The sequence below is a fragment of the Erythrobacter sp. CCH5-A1 genome, assembly GCF_001557115.1.
Lineage (GTDB): Bacteria > Pseudomonadota > Alphaproteobacteria > Sphingomonadales > Sphingomonadaceae > Erythrobacter.
Map to the genome: position 1 here is coordinate 13,738 of NZ_LSKQ01000194.1, position 13,641 is coordinate 27,378.

Genomic DNA, 13,641 nt, shown 5'->3' on the forward strand with positions numbered 1-13,641 from the left:
CTCCGGGCCTCACGACGGAGGCCCGATGTTCGACAAACTCGCCAAGGCGGCCGCGCGCGCCGCGCTGCTTGCCATCGCCGACAACGTTGCCCGGTCGCAGACGCAAACGCGCAGCGGCGGCGCCTTCGCGCGCGAGGCGCATGGCGGTTCGGTTAGCGGTTCGGGCGGCGGCTTCGGGCGCGCCCGGCGCGATGCGCCCCGCCACGTCAACGAGAACGTCACCGCCGTGCTCAAGCGCCAGATCCCGCTGCGCGACGAGCCGCCGCGCTCGTGGATCGGCGGCCTGCCGATGCTGCCAGACGGGATTGCATGGCCGCGCCAGAGCTCGCGCGCGCATCCCGACAAGGGCGCAATCCCGCTCAATTTCCTCGCGCAGATCGCCTGCGCCGACCTTCCCGCCGACCTGTGGGGCGGACTCGGCCCGCGCCATGGCTGGCTGGTTGTCTTCGCGCCGCGTCCGGGCGACGGGCCGCGCGGGGACTTCTCACCCATGACCGTCCTGCACACGAGCGAACTCGGCCGCGAGCGGGCAGCGCCTGCCGACAAGCTACAGGTTGCCGAGACGCGCCATACCGAAGGCTACCACCCCGGCCCGCTCTACCGGCGCTGCCCGGTCGATATCGTGTGCATGGACAATGATCCGGTCCACCCGATCGACCTGCCCTTCGCCGACGAAGAGACCGGCTCGCCCATGCCGCCCAATCTGGCGCAGGTGCTCTATGGCGATGCGCCCGTGGGCCCTACCTACTGGAACCCCGAGGGCCGCCCCTTCAACCGCGCCGCGCTCGCGCTGATGCTGACGCGCGCGATCGAGGATCGCGAGCGGCAGCGCGAGAAGGACGAATGGACCGCCGAATACCGCCGCAAGCAGGCCGAGGAACGCGCCGCCAAGGGCGAGCCGCCCGAGCCGCGGCGCGGTCCCCGCTTCGACGCCGAGGCCGTCGCCTGCGCGCTCGAAACCCTGCGCGAGGAGGAGGCCAAGCTCGCCGAGATCCCCGAAGGCCTCGACGCGGAACGCGCCGCGCGCCGCGCCGCCTATGTCGCGCACCGCACGGCCGAAATCGGCGAACAGCGCGCCTGCCTCGGCCTGTTCGGCGATCCCTTCGACAGCAATGCCTTCGCCACCTTCCTCGAGGATCAGGAGGCCGCGCGCGCGGCGTGGCTCGCGGGGCAGGAGCGGGTCATGCGCGAACTGCTCGCCACGCAGGCGCAATGGCCGCAGCACGCGCCGATCGACGATGCTGCGTGGGCCGAGCTCGACCGGGTGTTCTCGCGCGGGCACGACCGCTGGTTCCTCGGCTATACCGACGGTCGCGTGCCCTGCCCCGAGCGCACGACGCTGACGCTGTGGGATCTCGTCAAGCGCCACGCGGGTGCGGCCAATGCGGCGGTCGCGCGCGATCTCTATTTCGCCGGGCCCGAGGCGCGCGCGACGCTCCCCGAGGCGCTGCGCGAAGGGGTCGAGGCGAGCGCGCGGGCGATCGAGAAATTCTTCATCAGCCCCGATGGCAAGCCCACGGTCGACGCCATCGTCAACCTCACCGGCTTCAGCCTGGTGGGCGGCCCGGCCTATTCCGACGCGCCCGCCGCGCGCGCGATGCTGTGTGATCTCGATCTGCCCTACCTCGCCGCGCACGCGATCGAGTTCCAGACCATCGAGGATTGGGCCCACCGCCCGCAGGGGCTGCTGCCGCTCGAATCCACCATGATGGTCGCGCTTCCCGAGCTTGACGGCTCGACTGTCCCGCACGTGTTTGGCGGGCGCGCGGGGCAGTCGGGAGCAGGGTGCAGCGGGTGCGACCGGCATTGCGCCCGCCCGCAATCGCACAAGGCGCGGCCCATGCAGGCCTGCCCCGAACGGGCCGAGGCCCTGGCCTCCAAGACGCTGAAGCTGATCCAGCTGCGCCGCGCCGAGCGTGCCAGCCGCAAGCTCGCCATCGTCGTCTTCAACTTCCCGCCCAATGCCGGGGCGACCGGCACCGCGGCCTTCATGGGCGTCCACGAAAGCCTCTACGCGACGCTCCAGCGCCTTTCTGTCGAGGGTTACACGGTCGACGTCCCCGAAAGCCTGGATGCGATGCGCGACGCGCTCTTGCACGGCAACCGCGAGCGCTTCGGCACCGACGCCAATGTCGCCCACCGCATCCCGGCCGACGAGCACGTCCGGCGCGAAAAGCACCTTGCCGAGATCGAGGCCGCCTGGGGCCCGGCACCCGGCAAGCAGCTGTCGGACGGCGGCAACATCCTCATCCAGGGCGCGCGCTTCGGCAATGTCTTCGTCGGCGTGCAGCCCGGCTTCGGCTACGAAGGCGATCCGATGCGCCTGCTGTTCGAGGGCACCTTCGCCCCGACCCACGCCTTCAGCGCCTTCTACCGTTACATTCGAGAGGACTTCGGCGCGCATGCTGTGCTGCATTTCGGCACCCACGGCGCGCTGGAATTCATGCCGGGCAAGCAGGCGGGGATGTCGGGCAAGTGCTGGCCGGACCGGCTGATCGGCGACACGCCCAATTTCTACCTCTATGCCGCCAACAACCCCTCCGAGGGGATGCTGGCCAAGCGCCGTTCAGGGGCGACGCTCATCAGCTACCTCACCCCGCCGCTGGCGCAGGCGGGCCTCTACAAGGGGCTGTCGGAGCTGAAGGCGAGCGTCGAGCGGTGGCGGGCGACCATCGACGATGCCGATCACGCGGGCGAGCGCGCCGATCTGGCCGCATTGATCGCCGACCAGTGCGAGGCACTCGACATCACCTATGCCGATATCGGCGAATTACCCGCCCGTCTCTATGAGATGGAGCAGGCGCTGATCCCGCACGGCCTCCACGTCTTCGGCCGCAACCCGCAGGGGGCCGAGCGCGAGGACATGCTCGACGCGATGATGGAAGCGGGCAGCCATGACGGTCCGACGCCCGACCGCGCCCGCCTTGCGGCGCTGCTGGACTCGTCGGACGAGATGGCCTCGCTGATCCACGCGCTCGACGGCGGCTATGTCGCGCCCGCGCCGGGCGGCGATGTGGTGGTCAATCCCGATGTGCTGCCCACGGGGCGCAACATCCACGGCTTCGACCCCTTCCTCATCCCCTCGTCCTTCGCCTGCCGGATGGGCAGCGAGCAGGCCGAGCAACTGATCGCGCGCCATGTCAACGGCGGCCAGCCCTTCCCCGAAAGCATCGCGATGGTGCTGTGGGGCACCGACAACATGAAGTCCGAAGGCGTCCAGATCGCGCAGGCGATGACTCTGATGGGCGCGCGCCCGCGCCGCGACACCTATGGTCGCCTCGCGGGCGCGGAGCTGATCCCGCTGGCCGAACTCGGCCGCCCGCGCATCGACGTGGTGATGACCCTCTCGGGCATCTTCCGCGACCTCCTGCCGATGCAGACCCGGATGCTCGCCGAGGCTGCGCTGCTCGCCAGCCAGGCCGATGAAACGGTCGAGGCGAACTTCGTCCGCAAGCACACGCTCGAGCATCAGGCCCGGCATGGCTGCGATCTCGAGACCGCCGCGCTGCGCGTCTTCTCCAATGCCGAAGGGGCCTACGGCGCCAACGTCAACCAGATGATCGAAGGCGGTGTATGGGCTGATCCCGATGAACTCGCCAACGCCTTCGAGAGCAACAAGGGCTTTGCCTACGGGGTCTCGGGCAAGCCGGTGCAGCAGCGCGAACTGCTCCAGAGCGCACTCGGCACGGTGGATTTCACCTACCAGAACCTCGAGAGCATCGAGCTCGGCATCAATGACGTCGACCAATATGTCGATGGCCTCGGCGGCGTGACCCGTTCGGTCGCGCGCGCCAAGGGGGCCGAGACGCCGGTCTACATCCTCGATGCGACCCGCGGCACCACCAAGGTGCGCACCCTGTCGGAACAGATCGACCTCGAAGCGCGCACCCGCACCTTGAACCCCAAGTGGTTCGAGGGGCTGCTGGAACACGGCTACGAGGGCGTGCGCCAGATCGAGGGGCATGTGACCAGCACATTGGGCTGGTCGGCCACCACCGGCCAGGTCGCGCCCTGGGTCTACCAGAAGATTTCCGAGACTTTCGTGCTCGATGCCGAAATGCGTCGCCGTTTGTCCGAGCTCAATCCCAAGAGTGCGGGCCGTGTGGCAGGGCGGCTGCTCGAAGCCTGCGACCGCAATCTCTGGGCACCCGACGAAGCGACGCTCGCCGCCCTGCGCGAAGCCAATGACGAGCTGGAGGACCGCCTCGAAGGCGTGTTCCCGGCCGAATGAGAGAGGGATCTCCCGAATGAACCTGCACAGCCCGTCATCCAGCTTCAACCCGCCAGACGGGGAAGGCTCGGTCCAGGTCGCGCTCGATCCTGCCGACAAGATCAAGGGCGCAAAGGTGTTTGCGGTCTACGGCAAGGGCGGGATCGGCAAGTCGACCACCTCCTCGAACCTGTCGGCCGCCTTCTCGAAGCTCGGCCACCGGGTGCTACAGATCGGCTGCGATCCCAAGCACGACAGCACCTTCACGCTGACGAAGAAGCTGATGCCGACGGTGATCGACGTGCTCGAGACGGTCGAATTCCACTCGGAGGAACTGCGGCCCGAGGATTACATGTTCGAAGGCTACAACGGCGTGATGTGCGTCGAAGCCGGGGGTCCGCCGGCGGGCACGGGATGCGGCGGCTATGTCGTCGGGCAGACGGTCAAGCTGCTGAAACAGCACCATCTTCTTGAAGAGACCGACGTCGTCATCTTCGACGTGCTGGGCGATGTGGTGTGCGGCGGGTTCGCCGCCCCGCTCCAGCATGCCGAGCGCGCCCTGGTGGTGGCCGCCAATGATTTCGACTCCATCTTCGCGATGAACCGCATCGTCGCGGCGATCGCGGCGAAGTCGAAGAACTACGACGTTCGCCTCGCCGGCGTGGTCGCCAACCGCAGCCGCGAGACCGACGAGATCGACCGCTTCTGCGACAAGATCGGCATGCAGCGCCTCGCCCACTTCAAGGATGTCGACGCGATCCGCCGCTCGCGCCTCAAAAAGTGCACCTTGTTCGAGATGGGCGACGATCCCGAGGTCGTCGCCGCGCAGAACGAATACCTGCGGCTTGCGGCCATGCTGTGGGCGGGCGTCGAGCCGTCCGCCGCGCAGCCGATGAAGGACCGCGACATCTTCGATTTCCTGGGGTTCGAGTGATGGCAACGCGCAACCCTTCCGAGTATGACGACCGCCGCGAGGCGCTGGCGACCTATTTCGACAGCACTGCGCGCCAGGCGTGGATCGACCTTACGTCCGACGCCAAGGTCTCCGGCATCCGCGCCACGGTGCGCGCCGGGCGCGATGCGATGCGCGGCCTCCTGATGGACTGGCTCCCGACCGACCTCAGACGCACCCGCCTGCTCGATGCCGGTTGCGGCACCGGATCGCTCGCGGTCGCGGCCGCCTGCCGGGGCGCGGAGGTCACCGGGATCGATGTCGCCGCCGGGCTCGTCGAGGTCGCGCGCGAGCGCACGCCTTCGTTCATCGGGCATGGGCGCATCCACTGGCTTGCCGGCGACATGCTCGACCCCTCGCTGGGCACCTTCGCCCATGTGGTGGCGATGGATTCGCTGATCCATTACGAACCCGAGGATCTGGTGGCTGCCCTCGCCAGACTGGCGCAGCGCACCACCGGCTCGATCCTGTTCACCTTTGCCCCGCGCACCACGCTGCTCGCCGCGATGCACACGGTCGGCAAGGCCTTCCCCAAATCCGACCGCAGCCCCGCGATCGTGCCGGTCGCCGAGGGCGAGCTGCGCGAACGCCTTGCGCGCCTCCAGGGCTGGAGCATCGGCCGCACGCAGCGCATTTCGAGCGGGTTCTACACCTCGCAGGCGCTCGAACTGGTGCGGCACGGATGAACCGCCCCGCTCGCCATGATGCTCCGCAGAGCTTTGCCGAACTGGTGTTCCGGCTGCTCCCCTTTGCGGACGCGGCGAGCGTCGATCTGCCCCTGCCGCGCCTGCTGCGCCTGTCGCTGTTCCAGTTCAGCGTCGGCATGGCGATGGTGCTGCTCAACGGCACCTTGAACCGGGTGATGGTGGTCGAGCTCGGCACACCCACTTGGCTGGTCGCGCTGCTGATCGCGGTGCCGCTGCTCGCCGCGCCGTTCCGCGCGCTGATCGGGCACAAGTCCGACACCCACCGTTCGGTGCTTGGTTGGCGGCGGGTGCCCTATATCTGGTTCGGCTCGATGATGCAGTTCGGCGGCCTCGCCATCATGCCCTTCGCGCTGCTGCTGCTTGACGAGCCGGGCCGCTTCACGATCGGCCTTGTCGCGGCGGCGGCAGCTTTCCTGCTGACCGGCATCGGCTTTCACACCACCCAGACCGCAGGCCTCGCGCTGGTCGCCGACCTTGCCCCCGAAGACAAGCGCCCGCGTGCGGTAGCGCTGCATTACGTGATGCTGCTGGTCGGCATGATGTTCTCGGCCTTCGTGATCGGCGGGGTGCTGGCGGACTTCACCAACACCAAGCTGGTGCAGGTGATCCAGGGCTGCGCGGTGCTGACGATCATCATCAACGTGGTCGCGATCTGGAAGCAGGAAGCGCGCAACCCGGCCATCACCAAGGGCCCGCAGCCCGGCGCGCCCAGCTTCTCGCAGCTGTGGAACGATTTCGTGAAGAGCGGCCGCAATGCGCGCCTCTTGACCGCGATCGGCATCGGGGCGGCAGGCTTTGCGATGCAGGACGCGCTGCTCGAGCCCTATGGCGGCGAGATTCTCGGCCTGTCGGTCGGGGCCACCACCGGGCTGACCGGGGCCTGGGCGCTGGGATCGCTGCTGGGCTTCGTGCTGTCGGGCCGGGCGCTCGCACGCGGGTGGGACCCGCTCCGGCTGGCAGGCGCGGGGCTGGTGATCGGGATCAATGCCTTTCTGGTGGTGCTCTTCGCCGGGCCCTTTGCCGCGCCGCTGATGCTTTATGCCGGTGCGCTGGGGATCGGGGTCGGGCTCGGCCTGTTCTCGGTCGGCACGCTGATGGAAGCGATGAACCTTGCCGAGGGCGAGACCGCCGGCCTTGCGCTCGGCGCATGGGGCGCGGTGCAGGCGAGCTGCGCAGGCCTCGGCATCGCGGTCGGCGGCCTGCTGCGCGACGCGGTCGCGGCCGCCGTGCAAAGCCACGAGCCCGCCGCCAGCATGGCGATGCGCGCCACCGGCTACGGCACTGTCTACATTCTCGAAATCGCGCTGCTCCTGGCCGGCCTTGCCGCCATCGGGCCCCTCGTGGGCTACCAGCGCCAACCTGCCTCGGGGGAAGGGGATCCCCTCGCGCGGCCGTTCGGACTTGCGGAGTTTCCGACATGATTACCCGTGCCCGCCTGCCAATCCCGTCCCTTTGCCCGGCTTCGCCTCAGCCGGCTTCTTCCATGAGAGGAATGTGAAATGAACGCTGCCTATATCGTCGGCACTTTCGATGTTGCCGAACTCGCCTTTCTGCTGTTTTTCGGCTTCTTCGTCGCGCTGGTGTTCTACCTGAACAAGGAAAGCCGCCGCGAAGGCTACCCGCTCGAGGACGAAGTCACCGGCGCGGTCGAGAACGACAGCCGCCTGTTCGACGGCGCCAAGAAGAGCTTCCAGCTCCCCAACGGCCGCGGCACCTACGTGCCCGAGGATGTTGCCCGCGACGACGTGAACGTGCCCGCGGTCCAGGCCTTCCGCGCTGGCGGCGCACCCTGGGTCCCGACCGGCGATGCCATGGCCGACGGCATGGGCCCGGCCGCCTTCGCCAACCGCGCGAAGTATCCCGACCTCACCTTCGACGGCAAGCCGCGGATCGTGCCGATCGCGCAGAGCCACGAGCTGGTGATCGCCCCCAATGATCCGCAGCTGGTTGGCTATCCCGTGGTCGCCGCCGACGGCGTCACGGTCGGCACGGTGAGCGACATCTGGGTCGACCAGTCCGAGCACATGGTTCGCTATCTCGAAGTCGAGTTGACCGGCGGCAAGAAAGTGCTCGCGCCGATGATGGTCGCCGCGGTCCACGGCAACAGCCTGCTGGCCGCGATCCTGCCGACCACCAGCGACGAGAAGCAGTTCGTCGAGATCGACGCGATCACCGCCGCGCAGTTCGAGGGCGTTCCCGCGCTCGAGACCGCGGGCACCATCACCCGCTACGAGGAAGACCGCATCCAGGCCTACTTCGGCGGGGGCTACATGTATGCCACTCCCGAAAGGTCGGAAGCATGGATCTGACAGCCAAGGCGGACGTGATGGCAGCACCGGGGGCGGCGGGGGAAACGCCGCTGCCCACCGGCGGCTTCGATCACGCCGCGCTCGAGAATGACGGCCCCAAGGCCTTCGGCGACCGCATGGGCACGCCGCAGCCTGACGAGCGCGTGCTGTGGAAGGGCCGCCCGCAGCGCGGCCTGCTCGCGCGCACCGCGTTCCACAGCCGCAGCGCGAGCGCCTACATGGCCGCGCTGGTGGTGATCGCGCTGGTGACGGGCCGCAATGATGCCGCGATCGTCGCCGCACTGCTCGGTGTTGCGCTTGCCGCGATCCTGCACCTGCTCGCCTGGGCGAGCGCGCGCTCGACGCTCTACATCCTAACCGACCAGCGCCTGATCATGCGCATCGGCATCGCGATCGAGACGCGGGTGAACATTCCGCTGAAGCAGATCACGGCCGCGCATCTCGCGGTACGCAGCAAGGACGGCCACGGCGATATTGCCTTCGAGCTGGCCGGCGAACGCCTGCTGACCACGCTGCTGCTGTGGCCGCATGTCCGCCCCTTCCGCTATGCCCGGCCCGAGCCGATGCTGCGCGCCGTGCCCGACGCCGCCGCGCTCGCGCAGATGGTCGCCGAGGCGCGTGCGCGGTTCGGCGCGATCGAGCGCAATTTGAGCGAGATCAAGGAAGCCGCCCCGGCCAGCGGGCAGACCGCAGGGCAAGGTACGGCCGTGCCGCCGCGCCTCGCCCCGGCAATCCGCCGCGGCGAGCCCGGCCTCGAAGGAGCCCCCGCATGATCGTTCGCGAATACGAGAAGGACGAGATCACCGTCCACAGGGCGCCGCTCATGCTGATGGGCGGGATCGTCGCCATTTCGCTGGCGCTGACCGCCTCGGTAACGCTGGGCTTCGTCCCCAGGCAATCGGTGCCCGCCGAAGCGCGCGCTGCTGCCGGGATCGGCATGGCGCAGGAACGCACCCTGCGCTTCTTCGACGAGCCCGACGGCAGCGTCCGGATCGAGGACGGCACGACCGGCGAGGTGCTGGCACGCCACGGCGTCGGCGAAGGCGGCTTCATCCGTGCCACGGTGCGTAGCCTCGTCCACCAGCGCCGCATCCGCAATATCGGGCCCGAGACCGCCTTCACCCTCACCGAATGGCAGAACGGCAACCTCACCCTCGCCGACCCGGCGACGGGGCGCTCCGTCGAGGTCAGCTCCTTCGGGCCGGACAACCGTGCGGTCTATCAGACCTTGCTGCCCGCAAAGGGAGCGACCCGCTGATGGCGCTCGGCTTCCTCACCGCGACCAGCTTCGATACGCCCTGCACGATCACGGTGGAGCAGAGCTCGGAACACTTCCACGCCCATGTCGAGCTTGATGGCGACATCGCCATGGAGCCGGGCGACAAGGTCCGCGTCCACGGTGCGCCGATCCAGATTCCGTTCGGCACCCGCCAGGTGTTCGAACGCCGCGCCACCGTCACCCGCGCGAGCCCGCTGAAGCGCGCCCTGACCAAGGCCGCCGCCTATTTCGATCTGGCCGAACTCTACGAAGTCAGCTTCAACGCCGGGAGGATCAAATGAACGCCTACAAGCCGATGACCAGCGAAGAGGCGATGGCGATCGCCACGCAGGACACGATGCTGACCCCGCGTTTCTACACCACCGATTACGACGCGCTGGACGCGATCGACGTCACCCCCGTGCGCGCCGAATGGGACCAGCTGATCGCCGACATGGTGGGCGATCCCAACAAGCTCCACTTCAAGCACAACGACAGCTTCAAGGGCGTGATCGAGGGGCTCGAGCCTGCGCTGCGGCGCGAATTCACCGATTTCATGGTGAGCTCTATGACCAGCGAGTTCTCGGGCTGCGTCCTCTATGCCGAGATCGCCCGGCGCACCAAGAACCCGGACGTGAAGCAGCTCTTCCGCCTGCTCGCGCGCGACGAGAGCCGCCATGCCGGCTTCATCAACGAGAGCCTCAAGGATGCCGGCATCGGCGTCGACCTCGGCTATCTGACCCGGACCAAGAAATACACCTACTTCAAGCCGAAGTTCATCTTCTACGCGGTCTACCTGTCCGAGAAGATCGGCTATGCGCGCTACATCACGATCTTCCGCCATCTGGCGAGGAACCCGCAATACAAGTTCCACCCGATCTTCGACTGGTTCGAGGAATGGTGCAACGACGAGTTCCGCCACGGCGAGGCCTTCGCCATGCTGCTGCGCTCGGACCCCAAGCTGCTCGAGGGCGCCAACAAGCTGTGGGTGCGCTTCTTCCTGCTCTCGGTCTATGCAACCATGTACGTCCGCGATCACAACCGCCCGGTGTTCCACGCCGCGCTGGGCGTCGATCCGACCGAGTATGACTACAAGGTCTTCGCCATCTGCAACCAGATCGCCCGGCAGGTCTTCCCGGTCGAGCTCGACATCGACAGCCCGGCCTTCCGCCGCCAGATGGAAAAGCTGCGTCTCGCCGCCGCCCGCATCGAGGACGGCAAGGCGAAAGGCGGCATCGGCGGGATGATCGCGCGGGCCAGCGGCATGGCGAGCGCTGGCCTCGCCTTTGCCCGCATGTACCTGCAGCGGCCCAAGCCCAACACCCTCCCCCGCTCGATCCGGCTGCAACCCGCGTGGTGAGCTGGAGCGGCCATGTTGTCCCGTTCATGGTGACGGTGGCGATCTGGTTCGTCGCGACCGGGCTGATCGCCTGGGCGGACAACCGCGAGCGCGCCACCTTCTCGCGCTCGCTGCTGATCGGCAGCGTGGCGGGGATCGCGGGGCTGCTGGTGATCCTGCTGTCCTCGCTCGTCGTGCATGTCTGGGCGGTGTACCTGTCCTTCCTCGGCGCGCTGATGGTGTGGGGGTGGCACGAGCTCAGCTTCCTCACCGGCGCCTCGGCCGGCCCGCGCCGCGGCCCTGCCGACCCTTCGCTCACCGGAATCGCCCGCTTCCGCCAGGCCGCGGCCACAGTGATGCACCACGAGGTCGCCCTCGCGGTGACGGCGCTGCTGCTGATCTCGCTCTCGTGGAACGCCCCCAACCAGATCGGCGCGACGGTGTTTGTGCTGATGTTCGGGATGCGGCTGATCTCGAAGATCAACCTCTTCGTGGGCGTGCCCAATTCCTCGTCGGAGATGCTCCCCGACCAGCTCGCCTACCTCAAAACTTATTTCGGCCCCAATCGGATGACGCTGCTGCTTGGCCTTTCGATCGCGGCCATCGCCGGGGCAACCGCGTGGTTCGCCGCCCTCGCGCTCGCCGCCCCCGTGGGCAGCGCCGCCATGGTCGGCGCGAGCCTGCTGACCACGCTCGCCCTCCTGGGCGTGCTCGAACACCTGTTTCTGGCCCTCCCCTTCCGTGACGGGATGCTGTGGGGCTGGGCCTATCCGCAGCGCCGCGCGGCGGCGCCAAGCAAACGAGACTGAAAGCAAGATAATGACGACAGAGGGAACCCGCATGGACTTCGAAGCCTTTTTCGCCGGTGAACTGGACGTGGTGCGCGCCGATGGCCGCTACCGGGTGTTCACCGACATCAAGCGCCACCGCGGCCGCTTCCCCCACGCCACCCGCTTCGTCGAAAACGAGACTCAGGCGGTGACCGTGTGGTGCTCGAACGATTATCTCGGCATGGGGCAGCACCCCGCGGTGCTCGAGGCGATGCATGCCTGCCTCGACGAATGCGGCGCGGGCGCAGGCGGTACACGCAATATCTCGGGCACCAACCACTACCACGTGGAACTCGAAGCCGAGCTCGCCGACCTCCACAACAAGGAAGCCGCGCTGCTGTTCACCTCGGGCTACGTCTCGAACTGGGCGGGCCTCGGCACGCTCGCGAGCAAGATCCCGGGCTGCGTCGTGTTCTCCGATGCGCTCAACCACGCCTCGATGATCGAAGGCATCCGCCACTCCCGCGCGCCCTACAAGGTGTGGCGCCACAATGACGCGGAGCACCTCGACGAGCTGCTCTCGCTATACGGCCCCGAAGTGCCCAAGCTGGTCGCCTTCGAGAGCGTCTATTCGATGGACGGCGACATCGCCCCCATCGCCGACATCCTCGACGTGTGCGAGAAGCACGGCGCGATGAGCTATATCGATGAAGTCCACGCCGTCGGCCTCTACGGCCCGCGCGGCGGCGGGGTGGCCGAGCGCGAAGGGCTGATGGACCGCATCACCGTGATCGAAGGTACGCTCGGCAAGGCGTACGGCGTCATGGGTGGCTATATCGCGGCTTCGGCCAACCTCGTCGATTTCGTGCGCAGCTTCGCCAGCGGCTTCATCTTCTCGACCGCGCTGCCCCCCGCCATCGCGGCGGGCGCGGCGGCCAGCATCCGGCACCTGAAAACCAGCAGCGCCGAGCGCGAGCTTCAGCAGAAGCGCGTCGCGCAGGTGCGCCGCGCGCTCGACATCATGGGCATCCCGCACCTCGACAACCCGAGCCACATCATCCCGGTGATGGTGGGCGATGCCAAGAAGTGCAAGATGATCAGCGACTGGCTGATGGACAACCACGGCATCTACGTCCAGCCGATCAACTACCCGACCGTGCCGGTGGGCACAGAGCGCCTGCGCGTGACGCCCTCGCCGGTGCACTCGGATGGCGACATCGACCGGCTGATCAAGGCGCTTTCCGAAATCTGGTCGCATTGCGAACTGGCGCGGATGGCCACCGCCGCCTGAGGTTTCCAGACTGACAGGACTACCGGCTCTCCCTTGGACGGGAGCGAGGGCGGTCGCCTTTGGGGGAAGGCGGTCGCCCTCTTTGCGTTGCGGGGCGGCGGTTTATGGGTCATGGCGTAAGCGGGGCGAATGTCGGCAAGTGGGTGGAGAGCAGTCAGTCACTCTACGCCCGGCTATTTACCGGAACAGCGATCGGACCAAAGCCAATGTGCGTTTATACTATGGTTCAGTTGACGTCGACGCCGGATTAGAAGATAGGGACGGCTTCCAATATACTGCAACGTCGTCCGGATCGTATTCAGGGAAGGCTATTTCGAGCGAAGCGTCTCTTCGCCATTCGCTGTAGCCTTGCCAGTCAGTAATGACGTTATCTTGCACATACTCGGAGTGCCCGGAATACCAATACTCGAGAACTCGGAGTGTTTCGCTCAAGGCGGACGCGTTGACGCCTCCGACATTTGGGGGATCGCCGTAACCTAAGGTGCGGTTTCGGATTGCCGCCGCGATTGCGCGATCCTGACCGCCTTCAAGGGCTACGACGAACCGGATACCTGTGTCTTGACAAGCGATCTCGACCAGCGCTGCCTCTTTTGCGCCGATGCCAGTCGAGTATTCAGGATCGAAAGCATCATAGCGGGGGATGCCTCCTTGTTGCCACCATATTGGAGGCTCAGGAATGCGCGAGATGATGTCGTAGTAGTCTCGATACATGACCTGTCAGTACAGCACTGAGGTCAAAAAAGAATGAAGTCCGCAACTGATGTCGTGGACGGCTCTCCACCCCGCGGGGTAATTTCTGCGGATC

At 67.3% G+C, this 13,641-nt stretch carries 12 protein-coding genes; 11 read left to right on the forward strand and 1 reads right to left on the reverse strand.

Translation table 11 applies throughout. The annotated features are described in order from the left end of the window. The first annotated feature begins 25 nt into the window (after positions 1-25). From AX708_RS11495 to hemA, 11 genes are all read left to right on the forward strand, one after another. Positions 26-4,231, forward strand: a complete 4,206-nt coding sequence (locus AX708_RS11495; RefSeq protein ID WP_082745383.1) for a cobaltochelatase subunit CobN — start codon at positions 26-28, stop codon at positions 4,229-4,231. Between the two features lie 16 nt (positions 4,232-4,247). Next, on the forward strand, positions 4,248-5,144 hold the full coding sequence (gene bchL / locus AX708_RS11500) for a ferredoxin:protochlorophyllide reductase (ATP-dependent) iron-sulfur ATP-binding protein (protein WP_066525102.1): 897 nt from the start codon (positions 4,248-4,250) through the stop codon (positions 5,142-5,144). Next, a complete protein-coding gene (bchM, locus tag AX708_RS11505; protein ID WP_066525105.1) occupies positions 5,144-5,848 on the forward strand; it encodes a magnesium protoporphyrin IX methyltransferase in 705 nt (234 codons plus the stop codon). The genes bchL and bchM overlap by 1 nt, the downstream gene beginning before the upstream one ends. After that, positions 5,845-7,290, forward strand: coding sequence for a BCD family MFS transporter (locus AX708_RS11510; protein WP_066525107.1), 1,446 nt, complete (start codon positions 5,845-5,847; stop codon positions 7,288-7,290). Before bchM ends, AX708_RS11510 begins: the two co-directional genes overlap by 4 nt. A gap of 78 nt (positions 7,291-7,368) precedes the next feature. After that, a complete protein-coding gene (gene puhA / locus AX708_RS11515) occupies positions 7,369-8,178 on the forward strand; it encodes a photosynthetic reaction center subunit H (RefSeq protein WP_066525109.1) in 810 nt (269 codons plus the stop codon). Beyond that, entirely contained in the window at positions 8,169-8,951 is a 783-nt protein-coding gene (gene puhB, locus AX708_RS11520; protein WP_066525111.1) for a photosynthetic complex putative assembly protein PuhB, read from the forward strand. Before puhA ends, puhB begins: the two co-directional genes overlap by 10 nt. Then, positions 8,948-9,436 carry a photosynthetic complex assembly protein PuhC gene (gene puhC, locus AX708_RS11525; RefSeq protein WP_066525112.1) on the forward strand — a complete coding sequence of 163 codons (489 nt, stop codon included), beginning with the start codon at positions 8,948-8,950 and terminating at the stop codon, positions 9,434-9,436. The genes puhB and puhC overlap by 4 nt, the downstream gene beginning before the upstream one ends. Further along, positions 9,436-9,738: a hypothetical protein gene (locus AX708_RS11530; protein WP_066525115.1), complete on the forward strand. Its 303-nt coding sequence runs from the start codon at positions 9,436-9,438 to the stop codon at positions 9,736-9,738. The genes puhC and AX708_RS11530 overlap by 1 nt, the downstream gene beginning before the upstream one ends. Beyond that, positions 9,735-10,796: a magnesium-protoporphyrin IX monomethyl ester (oxidative) cyclase gene (acsF, locus tag AX708_RS11535; protein ID WP_066525116.1), complete on the forward strand. Its 1,062-nt coding sequence runs from the start codon at positions 9,735-9,737 to the stop codon at positions 10,794-10,796. Before AX708_RS11530 ends, acsF begins: the two co-directional genes overlap by 4 nt. Then, a complete protein-coding gene (gene puhE, locus AX708_RS11540) occupies positions 10,790-11,584 on the forward strand; it encodes a putative photosynthetic complex assembly protein PuhE (RefSeq protein ID WP_066525118.1) in 795 nt (264 codons plus the stop codon). The genes acsF and puhE overlap by 7 nt, the downstream gene beginning before the upstream one ends. A gap of 31 nt (positions 11,585-11,615) precedes the next feature. Beyond that, a complete protein-coding gene (hemA, locus tag AX708_RS11545) occupies positions 11,616-12,836 on the forward strand; it encodes a 5-aminolevulinate synthase (RefSeq protein WP_066525119.1) in 1,221 nt (406 codons plus the stop codon). A gap of 219 nt (positions 12,837-13,055) precedes the next feature. Here hemA and AX708_RS20495 read toward each other — a convergent pair whose 3' ends face one another. After that, positions 13,056-13,547, reverse strand: coding sequence for a hypothetical protein (locus AX708_RS20495; RefSeq protein ID WP_156443247.1), 492 nt, complete (start codon positions 13,545-13,547; stop codon positions 13,056-13,058). Between the last annotated feature and the right edge of the window lie 94 nt (positions 13,548-13,641).